The organism is Salmonella sp. SAL04214 (genome assembly GCF_046550615.1).
GTDB lineage: Bacteria > Pseudomonadota > Gammaproteobacteria > Enterobacterales > Enterobacteriaceae > Salmonella > Salmonella enterica.
Window position 1 is genome coordinate 19,994 of the sequence record NZ_JBGDXT010000006.1, and the last position, 17,702, is coordinate 37,695.

A 17,702-nucleotide genomic window follows, 5' to 3' on the forward strand; every position below is an offset into this window, starting at 1 on the left:
GTATCTCGCATAATCGTGCCATTCACATTTAGAGATCATACAACAGGACGGGACTGTTTTTGGGTAGCCGGAAGTTAAGCCCATACCAGAAACGTTGCAGTGTACTGAAAAATGGCGCCAGGTTGCACCTGTTCAACGATTTTCTGAAGGCGCAGGAGTATTCATTACTGATATCCTCCATTGCGCCTTCGGGAACCCACAGGACCAGCTATTTTACCGATAGTGTTTAAAAGGCGTAAGTAATGCCGAGCATGAAGTCATTGGAGGCAGCCTTTGTGTCTGCATCATAAGCGGTATGTTCATCACCAGCATAGTGATTTTTTGAAATGCTTACTTTGCCTGCATTAATGTATTTATAACTGGCGTCAATCATAATATTATCTGTTACAGCATATTTTGCACCGATACCTGCGCCCCAGGCAAAGTTATTTTTTGAAGCAGACAGAGTTTCATTAATACCAAAACCAACAGGAATGGTGTTATTACTTAGCTTCACATGAGCGAGGCCAACGCCTGCGCTGATATAGGGTGTAAACGCCGTACTATTGTGAAAATCATAATAGCCATTAACCATGTAAGTGGTCATTCGGACCTGATTTTTTACATTTATGTGTACTGGCTGACCAAATGCAATAATATCCTGCCCGCCTTTAGCATCCGTCTCACCTCTGAAAGTGGTATCCAGTTCTAAACGTACTGGAAGCTGGAATGGATCATAAAAGTCATAACCGATAGCAACCCCGCCGCCAAAAACGCCTTTGGTACGGTCAGGTAACGTTGCATGACCATTGACTATCTCATCCTGGCTGAAGGTTGAGTTGATTCCATAGACATTGACTACGGATGTCCCCGCTTTCCCGGTGATATAGATCCCTTCTTTTGCTGATGCAGTAGCGGACCAGGCTACCACAAGGGGAATGATGCAGACTGCGAAAAAGTTTTTCATTTCAGAACCTGCCTTAATATTGGGCTAAAAGACAAGTTTCACGGTATAGGGTGTGATATAACGATTACATAAACGAAGCCCAAAAAACGGTCTATTGTAACGCTGGGTTTTCTGTAAGCGGGTAAAAAATGAGATGAAAATTTTAAATAACAATACGATAATCGTCGGTATGGAAATCCATCTCCTCGCCAAATTGCCCCACGTACGGTTTCACTTCTACGTTATGTAACGGGTAGTGTTAGATAGAGCGATGCTGTAAGAAAAAGATGAAGATGAATTTGTACCCGACCAGGATAAAGCCCGTTATCCAGGAATAACGGGCAAAAATATTTACTCAAGTGCCTGGGCGAGATCTTGTTGTACCTGTTGACGCTGTTCTGGTGTTAAGACTTTGCTTAAATCAAAATAATATTTAACCCGATAATAGCGAGCCTGTTGTTCTATGTTACTGAAGGCTGCAAGCTGCTGTTTTACGGCGGCGTCATCCCATTTACCGGATTTAATCACCTCTATCAGCGCACCGTCTTTAATCCCCTTCATAGAAATCTGACTGACGTCGCTTTCCAGTTGTTGGTGAAGTTTTTTGATCCGGGTAATCTGATCGTTTGTCAGCTTCAGATGCTGGACAATAGGATCCTGGGCGGGCAGGGGAGGATTGGGAACAGCGGTGGCGAAAGCGCCAAAAGAAACGCCCGCCAGAGTCGCTGCCAGTAAAGTTGTGCGTACAAAGTTTTTCATGAAGATATCCTGATAAGGGAGTGATTAACCGTTTTTATTACCCACGAATGGCGAGCAATTATCTTCGAGCCTATCCCATTAGGCGTTATTGGCGCAGCCAGTTTGGACACGGACAGCGTGCAAAAACCGGAGCGTACACGTAGTACGTGAGGATTTTGAGCACTGCCCAGGTCCAAAATGGCAAGTAAAATAGCCCTAATGGGATAGGCTCTTAGTCAGAATACGTTGCCTGCCACATTACGCCACGCGAATTTGTTTTACGGAGAGTTACGGAGTGAAACAATCCCGCCGCGGTGAGCGGCAGGTTGCTTACAAGGTGAATGGATCGGCATCGCGCCAGGCTGGAAATTTTTCGCGATAGTCCTGCAAGGCGACGAGAGAAAGATCGGCATCAATACGTGTCGCCTGGTGTGGTTCGGCGGTGGCGATAATATCACCCTGGGGATTAATGATCCGGCTATCGCCGCGATAATGTAACCCATTGCCATCGGTGCCAACCCGGTTGCAGCCTGCGACATAAGCCTGATTTTCAATAGCGCGCGCTGTCAGTAATGTTTGCCAGTGTAGCGAGCGCGGCGCAGGCCAGTTCGCTACATACAGCGCCAGATCGTAATCATTGCGGTTGCGCGACCATATCGGAAAGCGCAGATCGTAACAGATCAGCGGCAGGATGCGCCAACCGCGCCACTGCACGATGATGCGTTTATCGCCTGCGGCATAATGTTGATGTTCATCCGCCATACGAAACAGATGGCGCTTATCATAGAGATGAACCTTACCTTCCGGTTCAACCAGTAAGAAGCGATTTACGGCGCCGCGCTCAGTTTGTAGCGCCGCGCTGCCGGCAATCAGAGCATCAGTTTGTCGGGCTTTGGCCTGCATCCACGTAATCACGCTATCTTGCGAAAGTGAGTTATTAGCGGCCTCCATCGCGAAGCCGGTGGTAAACATTTCAGGCAGAACAATCACATCCCGGCCAGATACGAGCTCTAGCTGTCTGTCAAAATGACGCAGGTTTGCCGGGCCGTCCATCCAGACTAAAGGTTGTTGCAACAGAGTAATTTTCAAACCAGACACGATCGGAGCTCCTCATTGAACAGCGTCTTTACACTGTAGCATGAGCAATAATAAAAAAGCGGCAAGAAAAAGCCCCGCGAAAGCGGGGCAGGAAAGACACGAGACTGATTATGCGGCTTCGACTTTACGCACTTTCTCCGGCAGCTTTACCGGCCTGGTCGCCAGCGCTTCAGGTTCAAAATCATCAACGTTGATACTGCGCAGGCGGCTCTCTTCCGCTTTCGCCAGAATGGCGGCTTCATCTTTATCTATAAGCCCTTTCGCCAGCGCATTGCGCGCCAGTTCATCCAGACGAGTAAACGGCAGATTTTTACCCAGTTCTTTGCAGATGCGCTGGTGGATAGGGTCGGCAGCGATGACATCACGCAGCGCTTCTTCCAGTAAACCGACCGGATTATGTTCGGCGGGCGTCAGATACTGACCGCGCCCAATGCGTGAACGTGTGGCGTTCGGCACCTGCAGGATCTTCGCAACGGCGTGATCCAGCTTATCAGACGGCGCCAGATAATGACGGCCAGTCGGGAAGATCATCGCGGTGAGCAATCCGGCCACGACGCGGTTCGGGAAGTTCTGCAGCAGATCGTCCATCGCTTGTTCAGCACGATACAGCGCATCCTGTACGCCCCAGTGCACCAGCGGCAGGTCGGCTTCGTGGCGACCTTCGTCGTCGTAACGCTTCAGTACGGCTGAGGCCAGATAAAGCTGACTCAACACATCGCCCAGACGCGCGGAGATACGCTCGCGGCGTTTCAGGCTGCCGCCCAGTACCGCCATTGACACGTCGGACAGCAGCGCCAGGTTTGCGCTCAGTCGGTTCAGATGCTGGTAATAACGCTTCGTGGCGTCGCCGGTTGGCGTATGGCTCGTTAATCCGCGGGTCAGGCCAAGCCAGAAACTGCGGACGGTATTGCTGCCGACATGACCAATATGTTTAAACAACAGTTTATCAAATGCATTCACATCATTATTCTGCGCTGCGGCCATCTCTTCCAGTACATAAGGATGGCAGCGAATGGCGCCCTGACCAAAGATCATCATGCTACGGGTCAGGATATTCGCGCCTTCCACGGTGATCGCGATAGGCGCGCCCTGGTAAGCACGCGCCAGGAAGTTGCTCTCGCCCAGCATAATGCCTTTACCCCCTGTGATATCCATCGCGTCGATAATTGACTGCTGGCCGCGGTGGGTGCAGTGGTACTTCACGATAGCCGACAGTACCGCCGGTTTTTCGCCCAGCATAATGCCGTAGGTGATTAACGATGCGGCGGCATCCATCACATAAGCGTTACCTGCAATACGCGCCAGCGGTTCCTCAATACCTTCCATCTTGCCGATAGAAATTTTGAACTGACGACGAATGTGAGCATAGGCGCCGGTTGCCAGCGCGACGGATTTCACCCCGCCAGTGGAGTTGGACGGCAGGGTAATACCGCGTCCTACCGACAAACATTCCACCAGCATACGCCAGCCCTGTCCGGCCATTTTGGGGCCGCCGATAATATAATCAATAGGCACGAAAATATCGTTACCGCGGGTTGGGCCATTCTGGAACGGAACGTTAAGCGGGAAGTGGCGACGACCAATTTCCACACCCGGCGTTGAGGTGGGGATCAGGGCGCAGGTAATACCCAGCTCTTCTTCTCCGCCTAACAATCTATCCGGATCGGAAAGCTTAAACGCCAGGCCCAACACGGTAGCTATCGGCGCCAGCGTAATGTAACGCTTGTTCCAGGTCAGGCGCATACCCAGCACCTGCTGGCCCTGCCATTCGCCCATGCAAACCACGCCGGTATCCGGAATGGCGCCTGCATCAGAACCTGCTTCCGGGCTGGTCAGCGCAAAGCAGGGGATCTCCTGGCCGCGCGCCAGTCGCGGCAGATAGTGATTCTTCTGCTCTTCCGTACCATAGTGCTGCAATAACTCGCCAGGGCCGAGTGAGTTTGGAACGCCGACGGTGATAGCCAGAATCCCGGAGACGCCGGACAGTTTTTGCAGTACACGGGACTGTGCATAAGCGGAGAACTCCAGCCCGCCGTACTCTTTTTTAATGATCATCGCAAAAAAACGATGCTCTTTCAGATAAGCCCACAGTTCCGGCGGCAGATCCGCCAGTTCATGGGTAATCTGGAAATCGTTCGCCATCCGGCACGCTTCTTCTACCGGACCGTCGAGAAACGCTTGCTCTTCGGCAGTGAGTTGCGGTTGCGGATAGTTGTGCAGTTTTTTCCAGTCAGGCTTGCCCTGGAACAGATCGCCTTCCCACCAGGTTGTACCGGCATCAATCGCTTCTTTCTCAGTGCGCGACATCGGCGGCATGACCTTACGGAAGCCGCGGAACACCGGTGCGGAAATCATTGATTTTCGCATCGGTGTGAGGTTAAACGGCACGAGGATAATGGCCAGAGGAACCAACAGCCAGATGGACCACAGGCCAGCGACGCCAAGTGCGGCGGTCCAGGCGAGCAGAATCAGGCTGCTGAGAAATAAACTCACGCGGTGATAGAACAATGCGCCGAGCAGAACAACCGTAGCGATAATACTCAAAATCATCATAACGAAAAGCTCCCTTGCTTGTAGGAGGTCTGACCACTTGTGATGATTAGGTTGTAGTGGATGTGAAATCTTTTAGCAATGTGTTTACAAAATAATTACAACAAAGCTCACATTGTTGCCGTTTTTGGGGGCACGAAAAATCAAAAGCGTGAGGCGTTAATTCGGCTTATGCTTCTCGCCTGTACTGCTATCCGGTACACTGCATACTGTCATTTACATTCATGCTGAAGGATATCCTCATGTACCAGGATCTTATTCGTAACGAACTGAACGAAGCGGCGGAAACGCTGGCTAATTTTTTAAAAGATGACGCCAATATTCACGCCATTCAGCGCGCGGCGGTCCTGTTGGCTGACAGTTTTAAAGCGGGTGGTAAGGTACTTTCCTGCGGTAACGGCGGCTCCCATTGCGATGCGATGCACTTTGCTGAAGAGCTGACAGGTCGTTATCGTGAAAATCGTCCGGGCTACCCGGCAATTGCGATTTCTGATGTTAGCCATATATCCTGCGTCAGTAATGATTTTGGCTATGACTATATTTTCTCTCGTTACGTTGAGGCGGTAGGGCGCGAAGGCGATGTCCTGTTAGGGATCTCGACGTCGGGTAACTCTGGTAACGTGATTAAAGCGATTGCCGCGGCCCGTGAAAAAGGCATGAAAGTGATTACGTTGACCGGCAAAGACGGCGGCAAAATGGCGGGAACGGCGGATATTGAAATTCGCGTACCGCACTTCGGTTATGCCGATCGTATTCAGGAAATTCATATCAAAGTGATTCATATCCTGATTCAACTGATCGAAAAAGAGATGGTTAAATAACTATACCCGTCATACTTCAAGCTGCAGGTGCGTTGGTTGCGCTCAGAAACCCCAGTCACATAGTTATCTATGCTCCTGGGGATTTCCTCCCTTACCGCCTTCCTGCAACTCGAATTATTTAGGGTATAGCATATTGTTTTCTTTGATATTTTGAGTTTTGATTGGCTGTAAAAATTACGCCTTCCCGCTTAAGGCGTTTGTGGAGGTGATGTATGTGCGAACTGCTTGGGATGAGCGCCAATGTGCCGACGGATATCTGCTTTAGCTTCACCGGACTGGTGCAGCGTGGCGGCGGAACCGGGCCGCATAAAGACGGCTGGGGAATTACCTTTTACGAAGGAAAGGGCTGTCGCACGTTTAAAGATCCGCAACCGAGCTACCATTCGCCGATTGCGAAACTGGTACAGAATTACCCGATCAAGTCCTGCTCAGTTATCGCCCATATCCGTCAGGCTAATCGCGGTGAAGTGGCGCTGGAAAATACACACCCTTTTACCCGGGAATTATGGGGACGCAACTGGACTTATGCTCATAACGGTCAGCTCAACGGTTATAAGTCGCTGGAAACCGGTAATTTTCGTCCGGTGGGGGAAACCGACAGCGAAAAAGCGTTTTGCTGGCTATTGCATAAATTAACGCAGCGTTATCCCCGCACGCCGGGCAATATGACGGCGGTATTTAAATATATTGCGACACTGGCGACGGTATTACGTGAAAAAGGCGTTTTTAACATGCTGCTGTCAGATGGGCGATATGTGATGGCGTTTTGCTCAACCCATTTGCACTGGATCACTCGCCGGGCGCCGTTTGGCGTAGCCACGCTGGTGGATCAGGATATGGAAATTGATTTCAGTTCACAGACCACGCCAAATGACGTGGTTACCGTGATTGCTACCCAGCCGCTAACGGGGAATGAAACCTGGCAAAAGATTATGCCAGGCGAATGGGCGTTATTTTGCCTCGGAGAGCGTATAATTTGAGGCCAGCTGTGGCTGAACGACTTCGTGACTCAACGGTTTGCTCACGACGTAACGTCCATCAACGATAGAAACAGTTGGCGGCTTATGCGTCTGTTCAAAATAATCGTAGCCGGGTTTTAGCTGCGCCCAGAAATCTTTGTAATAAGAATACTTATGACGCTGCATATTGGCGTCGGTCATCCGGAACGGATAAATACTCACCTGCACGCTCGGCTGACCAAAGACCAGCGCGGCGGTGACAAACTGGAAAATCTCATCAATGCCGCTGTCGGTCATGGCATAGCAGCCGACGGAAACACAGGCACCGTGAATCATCAGATATTTACCATCATAGCCATGCGCGCGATCGTAGGCATTGGGAAAACCAATGTTGATGGCCTTATAAAAACGGCTGTCTGGCTTGAGTTGATTACGCTGAACGCTGTAAAACCCTTCCGGACTTTTAAAATCGCCCTGACGGCGTTTCGGGCCTAACCCGCCGGAATAGTTGCAAATTTTGTAGCTATCAAGCAACTGGTATTGCTCACCCATTTTGACGTAGAGATCAAGAGTGCGCTCTTCTTTAAAAATCTGAATATAGACCGGTGAGCCCATTAACTGCTGCTTATACTCTTTACTGACCGGCGTGACGGGGCTGCTGCTGCTCAGCAAACCGGCAAATGAGACGCACGGCATCAGAAGCATCGCAAGAAAAAATGCGATTTTACGCATACTGCTTGTTCCTTGATAAAACGGTTACACACGCCAGAACGGCAAAAGAGTCCCCAAATCGGAGTAATCTGGATTTGGAGCGCTCACATTAGCACCACGGCAGTTTTTCGCAAGTCCCCGTGTGTACGTTTACAATTTTCCCGCCGCTTTCGTCGTCATACCTTCGAATATGTCGCATTTTTAACGCGAATGTATCTTTGCGCGCAATAAAACATACTGTACACTTAAACAGTATTGTGGGGGCGAGCGATGCGCAAAATCATACATGTTGATATGGACTGTTTTTTTGCCGCGGTAGAGATGCGTGATAATCCGGCGTTACGCGATATCCCCATTGCCATTGGCGGGAGTCGTGAGCGAAGAGGTGTTATCAGTACCGCCAACTATCCTGCGCGCCAGTTTGGCGTACGCAGCGCGATGCCGACTGCCATGGCGCTAAAGCTGTGCCCCCATCTCACCTTACTGCCTGGCCGCTTTGACGCCTATAAAGAGGCTTCACGGCATGTACGTGACATCTTTTCCCGCTACACTTCACTGATTGAACCGCTCTCGCTGGATGAAGCCTGGCTGGATGTGACTGACAGCCCGCACTGTTATGGTTCGGCAACTCTGATCGCCAGGGAGATTCGTCAGACTATTTTCAATGAACTGCAACTCACCGCCTCCGCCGGCGTTGCGCCAGTGAAATTTCTGGCGAAGATTGCCTCCGATCTCAATAAACCGAACGGACAATATGTTATTACGCCAGCCGATGTACCCGGCTTTCTTAAAACGTTGCCGTTAGCCAAAATTCCAGGCGTGGGGAAAGTTTCCGCCGCCAAACTGGAAAATATGGGGTTAAGAACCTGCGGGGATATTCAACAGTGCGATCTGGCGATGCTTCTCAAACGCTTCGGTAAATTTGGCCGGGTATTATGGGAGCGTAGTCAGGGTATTGACGAGCGTGATGTTAACAGCGAAAGGCTGCGTAAATCGGTAGGCGTTGAACGTACTCTGGCGGAGGATATTCATGAGTGGTCGGACTGCGAGGCCATTATTGAACATTTATATCCGGAACTGGAGCGTCGTCTGGCTATAGTAAAGCCCGATTTACTGATTGCCCGACAGGGCGTTAAATTAAAATTTAATGATTTTCAGCAAACCACTCAGGAACATGTCTGGCCGCAATTAAATAAAGAAGACTTAATTACCACCGCCCGTAAAACCTGGGACGAGCGTCGCGGCGAGCGCGGCGTACGGCTGGTGGGGCTACACGTAACGCTGCTCGACCCTCAACTGGAACGACAGTTGGTGTTAGGGTTATAAGTCAGGCTATTAAGATTTTATCACTATTACGATTGCGCCATCTAAATTTCAGTATTACTATACCCGCGTTTTCTCATTCTCAATAACTGCAAAGGAGGTTCATCATGACACTTTATTCTCTGAACGCACTTTGCAGACATTTCCAGGATTAATTTTCTTTTATTGCCCTGGATTAGTCTGCCATTTCCTGATTTTTTAATTCATATATGGAATGGTATATGGGCAATTATATTCGTCCTTTATCAGATGTGGTATTTTCTATCGCATCAGATAACCTGTGGATCGAAGATTCCGCGATCCAACAATTATATACGACGGCTAAGTTAACCGGTATGAAACGCGTTATCGGGATGCCAGATCTGCATCCGGGGCGCGGCTACCCTATTGGCGCAGCCTTTTTCTCGCGTGGACGCTTTTATCCGGCGCTGGTCGGCAACGATATCGGCTGCGGCATGGCGTTATGGCAAACGGATATTTTAGGGCGTAAATATAACGCCGATAAACTGGAGAAGCGTCTGGCGTCGCTGCCTGACGTGGCGGACGCGCAGTGGCTGGAGGAGAATGTCCCCGCCGCAATGCAGCATCATTCGTGGCGCTCTGCGCTGGGTTCCATTGGCGGCGGCAATCATTTTGCCGAGCTGCAGCAGGTCGATCGCATCGTCGATGCTGATTCGTTCGCTTTGTCGGGGTTGCAAAAAGCGCAGTTATTACTGCTGGTACACAGTGGTTCACGCGGTCTGGGGCAAGCTATCCTGCGTCGTCATGTGGAGGCGTTTTCGCATAACGGTTTGCCGGAAGATAGCGACGATGCGCGCCGCTACCTTGCAGAACATGACGATGCGCTGGCATTTGCCCGCAGTAATCGCGCGCTGATTGCCCGCCGGATACTGCAACAGCTCAAGGCTGAGGGCGAACCGCGGCTGGATGTGGCGCATAACTTCGTTGAACCCTGTACTGTCGCGGGTGAGGCGGGGTGGCTGCACCGTAAAGGCGCTACGCCAGATGGGCAGGGACTGGTGATTATCCCCGGCTCGCGCGGCGATTATAGCTGGCTGGTGAAACCCGTCGTCAGCGAGGAGAGCCTCTTCTCCCTGGCGCATGGCGCGGGGCGCAAATGGATGCGTACCGAGTGTAAAGACCGGTTATCGGCAAAATTTACCCCGCGACAGCTCTGCCGTACCGGGATGGGTAGCCGGGTGATTTGCCGCGATCGCCAGCTCATTTATGAAGAAGCGCCGCAGGCGTATAAATCCATCGATAGCGTTGTGGATTGTCTGGCAGACGCCGGACTGATTACGCCAGTTGCCTGCCTGCGTCCGGTGCTGACGCTGAAAACCTCAGGGGAGAAAAGCGCATGATCTTACTGCAACTTTCTTCTGCGCAGGGGCCGGACGAGTGTTGTCTGGCGGTAAAAAAAGCGCTGGATTGTCTGACGAAAGAAGCCGCCAGAGAAAAGGTATCGTTGACGCGACTTGAAACAGAGCCGGGACGATTACCAGACACGCTGCGTTCCGCGCTGGTCTCGCTGGACGGCGAAAAAGCTATGGCTTTCAGTGAACGTTGGTGTGGCACGTTACTGTGGATTTGTACCAGCCCGTATCGTCCGCACCATGGGCGAAAAAACTGGTACGTCGGCATTGGGCGCTTTTCCGCCGACGAGCACATACAGTCTGATGAGATTCGTTTCGAGACTCTGCGCTCTTCCGGCCCGGGTGGGCAGCACGTTAATAAAACCGACTCGGCAGTGCGGGCCACGCACCTGGCGAGCGGGATTAGTGTGAAGGTTCAGTCGGAGCGCAGTCAACATGCGAATAAGCGTCTGGCCCGGCTGCTGATTGCCTGGCGGCTGGAACAGCAACGGCAAAATGAGTGTGCGGCGTTGAGGTCTGAAAGGCGTCTGTTCCATCATCAGATTGAGCGCGGCAATCCGCTACGGATATTTAAAGGAATGGCGTTTACGCCACAATAATTCGGTGTTACCGGCGCTGTTATAGGGCTGTCCGGCTATTCGCGTGTAGCCGCAGCGCTATTTCAGCGCATTCAGGAGAGTTTATCTGGCAATGGATACCCGATATTCCATATTGATAGCCCGTCCAGAAATGGGACGGGCATTTTAGCGCTTTCTTACTTCGCAGGAATCGCTTTCAGCAATTCGGTCAGCAGAGTCCAGTAGTGGCCGACGCTTTCGATATGCACCTGCTCATCCGGAGAGTGAGGTCCGGTAATGGTAGGCCCAATAGAAACCATGTCCATATCCGGATAGGGTTTCTTAAACAGACCGCATTCCAGGCCAGCGTGGATAATCTGGATGTTCGGTGTCTTGTTGAACAGACGCTGATAGGTTTCCCGCACCAGGTGCATGACCGGCGAGTTCGCATCGGGCTGCCAGCCCGGATAGCTGCCTTTTGCTTCGGTTTTCGCGCCAGCCAGCTTGCCCAGCGAATCCAGCATACTCACCACATAATCTTTACCGCTGTCGATAAGAGAGCGAATCAGGCAGTGAATTTCGACATTCGCATCAGACATTGTGACCACGCCAACGTTCAGCGATGTTTCCACTACGCCTTTCGCCACGTCTGAATTGCGGATCACGCCGTTCGGCGTTGCGTTCAGCAGGCGCACAAAGGTATCGCGTGACGGCGCGGTCAATGCGGCTTTATCACTGGCAACCTCATTGAGTTGCAGCGTCAGGTTTTTCTCTTTTTCCGCCAGTTCGTTTTTCAGAATATCCTGGTAAGCGTTCACTAATGTTTTCAGAGCGCCTACGTTGTCTGCGGCAACGGCGAGGGTAGCGAACGCTTCGCGCGGAATCGCGTTACGCAGCGTGCCGCCGTTGAAATCGATCAGACGCAGATCCAGTTCTTCTGCGTGCCCGGCCAGAAAACGCGCCAGCAATTTGTTGGCATTGCCAAGGCCTAGGTGAATTTCACCACCGGAGTGGCCGCCTTTCAGGCCTTTCAGGGTTAGCTTAAAGCATGCAAATCCTGCGGGTACAGCTTCACGGGTCAACGGCAGATTAGAGGTAAAATCGATGCCGCCTGCGCAGCCCATATAGATCTCACCTTCTTCTTCAGAGTCGGTGTTGATCAGGATGTCGGCCTGCAACCAGCCGGACTGGAGGCCGAACGCGCCATCCATGCCCGCTTCTTCGGTCATGGTCAGCAGCACTTCCAGCGGGCCGTGGACGACATTATCGTCAGCCAGTACCGCTAACGCAGAAGCCATTCCAATACCATTGTCGGCGCCGAGCGTAGTACCGCGCGCTTTAACCCATTCGCCATCAATATAAGGCCGGATGGGATCTGTAGTGAAGTCGTGAACGGTGTCGCTATTTTTTTGCGGCACCATATCCAGATGCGCCTGTAAAACGACCGGCTTGCGATTTTCCATACCTGCAGTGGCGGGCTTACGGATCAGAATATTACCGACCTGGTCGCGATCCACGTAAAGGCCTTTCTCTTTGGCCCAACTCACAATATGTTCCGCGAGTTGCTCTTCGTGATAGGACGGGTGAGGAATAGAACAGATTTTGGCAAAAATATCCCACAAAGGTTGTGGTGATAACTGAGACAGTTCAGACACGATAAGTCTCCTTGGCGGTGGTCTGAAAAACGTTCTTACAGGCCACAGGGTTAGCGGAATTGATAACTCTTACGAGATGCGACTGAGAATACCACTTTCTCCGCCTGCGGGTAGTATAAAGCATACAAAAAGAGGCGTGGATTCCGCTAAACACTGGTTTTTAGCGCGTCAGGTCTCTATAATCTCGCGCAACTATTTCCCCCTCGAACACTTTTTAAGCCGTAGATAAACAGGCTGGGACACTTCACATGAGCGAAAAATACGTCGTCACCTGGGACATGTTGCAGATTCACGCACGCAAACTGGCGAGCCGCCTCATGCCTTCAGAACAATGGAAAGGCATTATTGCCGTAAGTCGTGGCGGCCTTGTACCGGGCGCACTACTGGCGCGTGAATTGGGCATTCGTCATGTCGATACCGTATGCATCTCCAGCTACGATCACGATAACCAGCGCGAACTGAAAGTGCTGAAACGTGCAGAAGGCGACGGCGAAGGCTTTATCGTCATCGACGATCTGGTCGATACCGGCGGCACCGCCGTCGCGATTCGCGAAATGTACCCTAAAGCGCATTTCGTCACGATTTTCGCTAAACCGGCGGGCCGTCCGCTGGTTGATGATTATGTTATTGATATTCCTCAGAACACTTGGATTGAGCAGCCCTGGGATATGGGTGTGGTATTTGTACCGCCGATTTCAGGTCGTTAATCAGCAGCTTTTCAGAGCGCCCGGCAATGCCGGGCGCTGTTTTATTGGTTACAATAAGCCTCTATGAGTATCCAAGGAGGCTGCACGAATGACACAGGCTAACCTCAGCGAAACCCTGTTCAAACCCCGCTTTAAACATACTGAAACGTCTACCCTTGTCCGTCGGTTCAATCGTGGGTCGCAGCCGCCCATGCAATCCGCGCTGGACGGTAAGAACGTCCCGCACTGGTATCGCATGATAAACCGCCTGATGTGGATTTGGCGCGGCGTTGATCCACGAGAAATCCTTGATGTGCAGGCGCGTATTGTGATGAGCGACGCAGAGCGAACGGATGATGATTTATACGATACGGTCATCGGTTACCGCGGCGGCAACTGGATTTATGAGTGGGCAAAGCAGGCGATGGACTGGCAGCAGAAAGCCTGTCAGGAACAGGACGCCATGCGCAGCGGACGCTACTGGCTTCATGCTTCAACGCTCTATAACATTGCCGCCTACCCGCATTTGAAGGGCGATGAGCTGGCGGAGCAGGCGCAGGCGCTGGCGAATCGCGCCTATGAAGAGGCCGCGCAGCGGTTGCCCGGCTCGTTACGTGAAATGGAATTTGCCGTTCCTGGCGGTTCGCCTGTCACCGCGTTTTTACATATGCCGAAAGGGGATGGTCCGTTTCCGACGGTGCTCATGTGCGGCGGCCTGGACGCCATGCAAACCGACTATTACACCCTGTATGAACGCTATTTCGCGCCGCGCGGTATTGCGATGTTAACGCTTGATATGCCTTCGGTTGGATTTTCATCAAAGTGGAAATTAACCCAGGATTCCAGCTTGCTCCACCAGCATGTGTTAAAAGCGCTTCCTAATGTCCCCTGGGTGGATCATACCCGTGTTGCGGCGTTTGGTTTCCGTTTTGGCGCCAACGTTGCGGTGCGTCTGGCCTATCTGGAAGCGCCGCGTTTGAAAGCGGTGGCTTGCCTGGGGCCGGTGGTCCATGCGCTACTTAGCGATCCGCAACGACAGAGCACGGTGCCGGAGATGTATCTGGATGTGCTGGCCAGCCGTCTGGGTATGCATGATGCTTCGGATGAGGCGCTGCGTGTGGAGCTCAATCGCTATTCGTTGAAAGTACAGGGGCTACTGGGCAGACGTTGTCCTACGCCAATGCTTTCCGGCTTCTGGAAAAACGATCCTTTCAGCCCGGAAGAAGAGTCTCGCTTAATTACAACATCATCTTCAGACGGTAAGCTGATAGAGATCCCTTTTAACCCGGTGTACCGCAATTTTGACCACGCGCTGCAAGAAATTACCGACTGGATTAATCATAGATTGTGTTAATAGATTGATAAATTCTATTGATTTGGTAAAACAGTTGCTTCATTAAAGGAGATCGCAATGACGTTACCGAGTGGACACCCGAAAAGTAGATTGATCAAGAAATTTACCGCGCTTGGCCCCTATATCCGGGAAGGGCAGTGCGAAGACAATCGTTTTTTTTTCGATTGCCTGGCAGTTTGCGTCAACGTGAAGCCCGCGCCAGAGAAGCGTGAATTTTGGGGCTGGTGGATGGAGCTGGAAGCACAAGAGAAACGCTTCACTTATCGTTATCAGTTTGGTTTGTTTGATAAAGAGGGCAACTGGACCGCAGTGCCGATTAACGAAACCGAAGTGGTGGAGCGACTGGAATACACGCTACGCGAGTTTCATGAAAAGCTACGCGACCTGCTGATTTCTATGGAGCTGGCGCTGGAGCCGTCTGACGATTTCAACGACGAGCCGGTAAAACTGTCGGCATAACCCTGCTGTCATGCCTGATGGCGTAGCGCCATCAGGCACAATGCGACTTATCAGAACTGGTAGGTCAACCCTATTGCCACAATATCATCGTCATTAATGCCTAACGTGTTATCGCTATTAAGCTGATTGATTTTGTAATCTACAAACGCGGACATATTTTTGTTGAAGTAATAGGTTGCGCCAACGTCAATGTAATTCACCAAATCCTCACTGCCGACGCCCTCAATATCTTTGCCTTTTGACAGCACATAGCCTAATGACGGACGCAGACCAAAATCAAACTGATACTGGATAACTGCTTCGAAGTTTTGGGTTTTATTGGCAAATCCGCCGGAAACTGGCGTCATGTTGCGGGTTTCTGAATAGAAGGTCGCAATATAAATATCATTAGCGTCATACTTAACACCCGTAGCCCAGGCTTCGGCTTTATCGCCCGTACCGCGGCGCTGCAGATTTTGCTCCCTGGTGCGATCGGAGAGAGTATAAGCGCCGCTGACGGCAAAATCGCTGCCGCCGAAATCATAGCTCACGGATGTGCCGAAGCCGTCGCCGTTTTGCTTTTTCACATCGCGATTTTCGTTTTTCCCCTGATACTGTAAGGTAAGATCCAGTCCATCAACGATGCCGAAGAAATCGGTATTGCGGTAAGTCGCCAGCCCGCTGGCGCGTTTAGTCATAAAATTATCGGTCTGAGCGGAAGAGTCGCCGCCGAATTCGGGAAACATATCCGTCCAGGCTTCAACATCGTACAGCGCGCCCAGGTTACGTCCATAGTCAAAAGAACCGATATCTTTTAATTTCAGGCCAGCAAAGGCCAGGCGGGTTTTTTGCTGGGACGAATCACTTTCGGCTTTATTACCGGCAAACTCAGCTTCCCAGCGCCCGTAGCCGGTCAATTGATCGTTAATTTGCGTTTCGCCTTTAAAACCAAAACGAACGTAGCTTTGATCGCCATCTTTGCTGTCATAATCGCTCATATAGTGCATGGCTTTAACTTTTCCATACACATCAAGCTTATTACCGTTTTTATTGTAAACCTCGGCGGCGTGAACAGATGCTGATGCGATGATACTCACCACTATTGCCAGAGTGCTCTTATTCATTTCCATTCCTGTTTTAATTACGCGCTATGATTTGTCGGGAAACCCGGTAAAAAACAGGAAGGTTTTTAACGTTCGGTAATGAAAGATTTATGACAAAGTGAGAATTTTTTTAAAAAAATATGTTTAATTGTTGCGGTAATAAAATGGTCAAATTCTGCCGCTACGCTTGCTGATCCTGCGCAACAAAATTTCACGCTACGCGTACAGGTTGTTGGCAACCGGAGCCAGTCCTGCTAAAACGTTCATTTGGTCTTTATTTCTTATTTTGAACGGCAGAGAATCATGAGTGACAGCCAGACGCTGGTCGTAAAACTCGGCACCAGCGTGCTAACAGGCGGATCGCGCCGCCTGAACCGTGCCCATATCGTAGAACTTGTCCGCCAGTGCGCGCAGCTACACGCCGCGGGACATCGTATTGTTATTGTTACCTCTGGCGCGATTGCCGCCGGACGTGAACATCTCGGCTACCCGGAACTGCCGGCAACAATTGCCTCTAAACAGCTTCTGGCGGCGGTAGGGCAAAGCCGTCTGATTCAACTGTGGGAGCAGTTGTTTTCAATTTACGGTATCCACATCGGGCAGATGCTGTTGACGCGTGCGGATATGGAAGACAGAGAGCGCTTTCTGAACGCCCGCGATACGCTGCGTGCATTACTGGATAACCATATTGTGCCGGTTATCAATGAAAATGATGCCGTTGCGACAGCGGAAATTAAAGTGGGCGACAACGATAACCTCTCCGCGCTGGCGGCGATCCTGGCAGGCGCGGATAAACTGCTGCTGCTGACCGATCAGCAAGGATTATTTACCGCCGATCCGCGTAGCAATCCGCAGGCGGAGCTTATCAAAGATGTGTATGGCGTTGACGATGCGCTGCGCTCTATCGCGGGAGACAGCGTTTCCGGGCTGGGAACCGGTGGTATGAGCACTAAGCTTCAGGCGGCAGACGTGGCCTGTCGCGCGGGTATTGATACGATTATTGCCTCAGGCAGTAAACCGGGCGTTATCGGCGATGTGATGGAGGGGATTTCCGTCGGCACCCGTTTTCATGCGCAAGCCTCGCCGCTGGAGAACCGCAAACGCTGGATCTTCGGCGCGCCGCCGGCAGGCGAAATTACGGTTGATGAAGGCGCGACCGCGGCAATGCTGGAACGTGGCAGTTCACTTCTGCCAAAAGGCATCAAAAGCGTGACGGGCAATTTCTCGCGGGGGGAGGTCATCAGAATTTGTAACCTGCAAGGGCGTGATATTGCTCATGGCGTCAGCCGTTATAACAGTGATGCTCTGCGGCGGATAGCCGGTCACCACTCTCAACAAATCGATGCGATTCTGGGCTATGAATATGGCCCGGTCGCTGTTCATCGTGATGACATGATTACTCGATAAGGAA

The 17,702-nt window shown here is 51.4% G+C and carries 16 protein-coding genes and 1 pseudogene; 10 read left to right on the forward strand and 7 right to left on the reverse strand.

Translation table 11 applies throughout. The features are described from left to right. Nucleotides 1-34: 34 nt before the first annotated feature. Nucleotides 35-223: pseudogene (locus ACLJQD_RS11945) on the forward strand (hypothetical protein). A gap of 3 nt (nucleotides 224-226) precedes the next feature. Here ACLJQD_RS11945 and pagN read toward each other — a convergent pair. The 4 genes from pagN to fadE form a co-directional block, all read right to left on the reverse strand. Then, nucleotides 227-946 (reverse strand): adhesin/invasin protein PagN, encoded by a 720-nt coding sequence (gene pagN, locus ACLJQD_RS11950; RefSeq protein ID WP_000787605.1) that lies wholly within the window; start codon nucleotides 944-946, stop codon nucleotides 227-229. A gap of 330 nt (nucleotides 947-1,276) precedes the next feature. Further along, nucleotides 1,277-1,684 (reverse strand): Spy/CpxP family protein refolding chaperone, encoded by a 408-nt coding sequence (locus ACLJQD_RS11955; RefSeq protein ID WP_001642720.1) that lies wholly within the window; start codon nucleotides 1,682-1,684, stop codon nucleotides 1,277-1,279. 309 nt (nucleotides 1,685-1,993) lie between these two features. Beyond that, nucleotides 1,994-2,761, reverse strand: a complete 768-nt coding sequence (locus ACLJQD_RS11960; protein ID WP_000015789.1) for an amidohydrolase — start codon at nucleotides 2,759-2,761, stop codon at nucleotides 1,994-1,996. A 108-nt stretch (nucleotides 2,762-2,869) separates the two neighbouring features. Further along, nucleotides 2,870-5,314: an acyl-CoA dehydrogenase FadE gene (gene fadE / locus ACLJQD_RS11965; protein ID WP_000973043.1), complete on the reverse strand. Its 2,445-nt coding sequence runs from the start codon at nucleotides 5,312-5,314 to the stop codon at nucleotides 2,870-2,872. 239 nt (nucleotides 5,315-5,553) lie between these two features. Between fadE and lpcA the strand changes: the two genes are divergently transcribed. Both lpcA and ACLJQD_RS11975 read left to right on the forward strand, forming a co-directional pair. Next, on the forward strand, nucleotides 5,554-6,132 hold the full coding sequence (gene lpcA / locus ACLJQD_RS11970) for a D-sedoheptulose 7-phosphate isomerase (RefSeq protein ID WP_000284051.1): 579 nt from the start codon (nucleotides 5,554-5,556) through the stop codon (nucleotides 6,130-6,132). A 212-nt stretch (nucleotides 6,133-6,344) separates the two neighbouring features. Beyond that, on the forward strand, nucleotides 6,345-7,112 hold the full coding sequence (locus ACLJQD_RS11975) for a class II glutamine amidotransferase (RefSeq protein WP_000333387.1): 768 nt from the start codon (nucleotides 6,345-6,347) through the stop codon (nucleotides 7,110-7,112). Here ACLJQD_RS11975 and dpaA read toward each other — a convergent pair. Then, on the reverse strand, nucleotides 7,083-7,823 hold the full coding sequence (gene dpaA / locus ACLJQD_RS11980) for a peptidoglycan meso-diaminopimelic acid protein amidase (protein ID WP_001225658.1): 741 nt from the start codon (nucleotides 7,821-7,823) through the stop codon (nucleotides 7,083-7,085). The genes ACLJQD_RS11975 and dpaA overlap by 30 nt on opposite strands. 249 nt (nucleotides 7,824-8,072) lie before the next feature. Here dpaA and dinB point away from each other — a divergent pair, with 249 nt between their 5' ends. The 3 genes from dinB (at nucleotide 8,073) to prfH (ending at nucleotide 11,097) form a co-directional block, all read left to right on the forward strand. Then, entirely contained in the window at nucleotides 8,073-9,128 is a 1,056-nt protein-coding gene (gene dinB / locus ACLJQD_RS11985) for a DNA polymerase IV (RefSeq protein ID WP_001226204.1), read from the forward strand. A 218-nt stretch (nucleotides 9,129-9,346) separates the two neighbouring features. After that, nucleotides 9,347-10,486: an RNA ligase RtcB family protein gene (locus ACLJQD_RS11990; RefSeq protein ID WP_000528886.1), complete on the forward strand. Its 1,140-nt coding sequence runs from the start codon at nucleotides 9,347-9,349 to the stop codon at nucleotides 10,484-10,486. Beyond that, on the forward strand, nucleotides 10,483-11,097 hold the full coding sequence (gene prfH / locus ACLJQD_RS11995) for a peptide chain release factor H (protein WP_017442093.1): 615 nt from the start codon (nucleotides 10,483-10,485) through the stop codon (nucleotides 11,095-11,097). Before ACLJQD_RS11990 ends, prfH begins: the two co-directional genes overlap by 4 nt. A 155-nt stretch (nucleotides 11,098-11,252) precedes the next feature. Here the strand turns inward: prfH and pepD are convergent, their stop codons facing one another. Further along, nucleotides 11,253-12,710 carry a cytosol nonspecific dipeptidase gene (gene pepD, locus ACLJQD_RS12000; RefSeq protein ID WP_017442094.1) on the reverse strand — a complete coding sequence of 486 codons (1,458 nt, stop codon included), beginning with the start codon at nucleotides 12,708-12,710 and terminating at the stop codon, nucleotides 11,253-11,255. Nucleotides 12,711-12,958: 248 nt separating this feature from the next. On the opposite strand from pepD, the gene gpt reads away from it, so the two are divergent. The 3 genes from gpt (at nucleotide 12,959) to crl (ending at nucleotide 15,209) form a co-directional block, all read left to right on the forward strand. Further along, nucleotides 12,959-13,417, forward strand: a complete 459-nt coding sequence (gene gpt, locus ACLJQD_RS12005; protein ID WP_001292018.1) for a xanthine phosphoribosyltransferase — start codon at nucleotides 12,959-12,961, stop codon at nucleotides 13,415-13,417. Between the two features lie 88 nt (nucleotides 13,418-13,505). Continuing rightward, entirely contained in the window at nucleotides 13,506-14,750 is a 1,245-nt protein-coding gene (gene frsA / locus ACLJQD_RS12010; RefSeq protein WP_000189586.1) for an esterase FrsA, read from the forward strand. Between the two features lie 57 nt (nucleotides 14,751-14,807). Then, nucleotides 14,808-15,209, forward strand: a complete 402-nt coding sequence (gene crl, locus ACLJQD_RS12015) for a sigma factor-binding protein Crl (protein ID WP_000174693.1) — start codon at nucleotides 14,808-14,810, stop codon at nucleotides 15,207-15,209. 50 nt (nucleotides 15,210-15,259) lie between these two features. Here crl and phoE read toward each other — a convergent pair whose 3' ends face one another. After that, entirely contained in the window at nucleotides 15,260-16,312 is a 1,053-nt protein-coding gene (gene phoE, locus ACLJQD_RS12020) for a phosphoporin PhoE (RefSeq protein ID WP_001043673.1), read from the reverse strand. A 282-nt stretch (nucleotides 16,313-16,594) separates the two neighbouring features. Here phoE and proB point away from each other — a divergent pair, with 282 nt between their 5' ends. Next, the gene (gene proB, locus ACLJQD_RS12025; RefSeq protein WP_001285275.1) at nucleotides 16,595-17,698 is read left to right on the forward strand and encodes a glutamate 5-kinase; all 1,104 of its coding nucleotides are present in this window, start codon (nucleotides 16,595-16,597) and stop codon (nucleotides 17,696-17,698) included. The last annotated feature ends 4 nt before the right edge of the window (nucleotides 17,699-17,702 follow it).

Coding starts and splice junctions, on each gene's coding strand:
- dpaA (WP_001225658.1), bottom strand. CDS start 7,823: ATGCGTAAAATCGCATTTTTTCTTGCGATGCTTCTGATGCCGTGCGTC.
- ACLJQD_RS11990 (WP_000528886.1), top strand. CDS start 9,347: ATGGGCAATTATATTCGTCCTTTATCAGATGTGGTATTTTCTATCGCA.
- gpt (WP_001292018.1), top strand. CDS start 12,959: ATGAGCGAAAAATACGTCGTCACCTGGGACATGTTGCAGATTCACGCA.
- crl (WP_000174693.1), top strand. CDS start 14,808: ATGACGTTACCGAGTGGACACCCGAAAAGTAGATTGATCAAGAAATTT.
- ACLJQD_RS11955 (WP_001642720.1), bottom strand. CDS start 1,684: ATGAAAAACTTTGTACGCACAACTTTACTGGCAGCGACTCTGGCGGGC.
- fadE (WP_000973043.1), bottom strand. CDS start 5,314: ATGATGATTTTGAGTATTATCGCTACGGTTGTTCTGCTCGGCGCATTG.
- phoE (WP_001043673.1), bottom strand. CDS start 16,312: ATGAATAAGAGCACTCTGGCAATAGTGGTGAGTATCATCGCATCAGCA.
- ACLJQD_RS11975 (WP_000333387.1), top strand. CDS start 6,345: ATGTGCGAACTGCTTGGGATGAGCGCCAATGTGCCGACGGATATCTGC.
- dinB (WP_001226204.1), top strand. CDS start 8,073: ATGCGCAAAATCATACATGTTGATATGGACTGTTTTTTTGCCGCGGTA.
- proB (WP_001285275.1), top strand. CDS start 16,595: ATGAGTGACAGCCAGACGCTGGTCGTAAAACTCGGCACCAGCGTGCTA.
- lpcA (WP_000284051.1), top strand. CDS start 5,554: ATGTACCAGGATCTTATTCGTAACGAACTGAACGAAGCGGCGGAAACG.
- prfH (WP_017442093.1), top strand. CDS start 10,483: ATGATCTTACTGCAACTTTCTTCTGCGCAGGGGCCGGACGAGTGTTGT.
- frsA (WP_000189586.1), top strand. CDS start 13,506: ATGACACAGGCTAACCTCAGCGAAACCCTGTTCAAACCCCGCTTTAAA.
- pagN (WP_000787605.1), bottom strand. CDS start 946: ATGAAAAACTTTTTCGCAGTCTGCATCATTCCCCTTGTGGTAGCCTGG.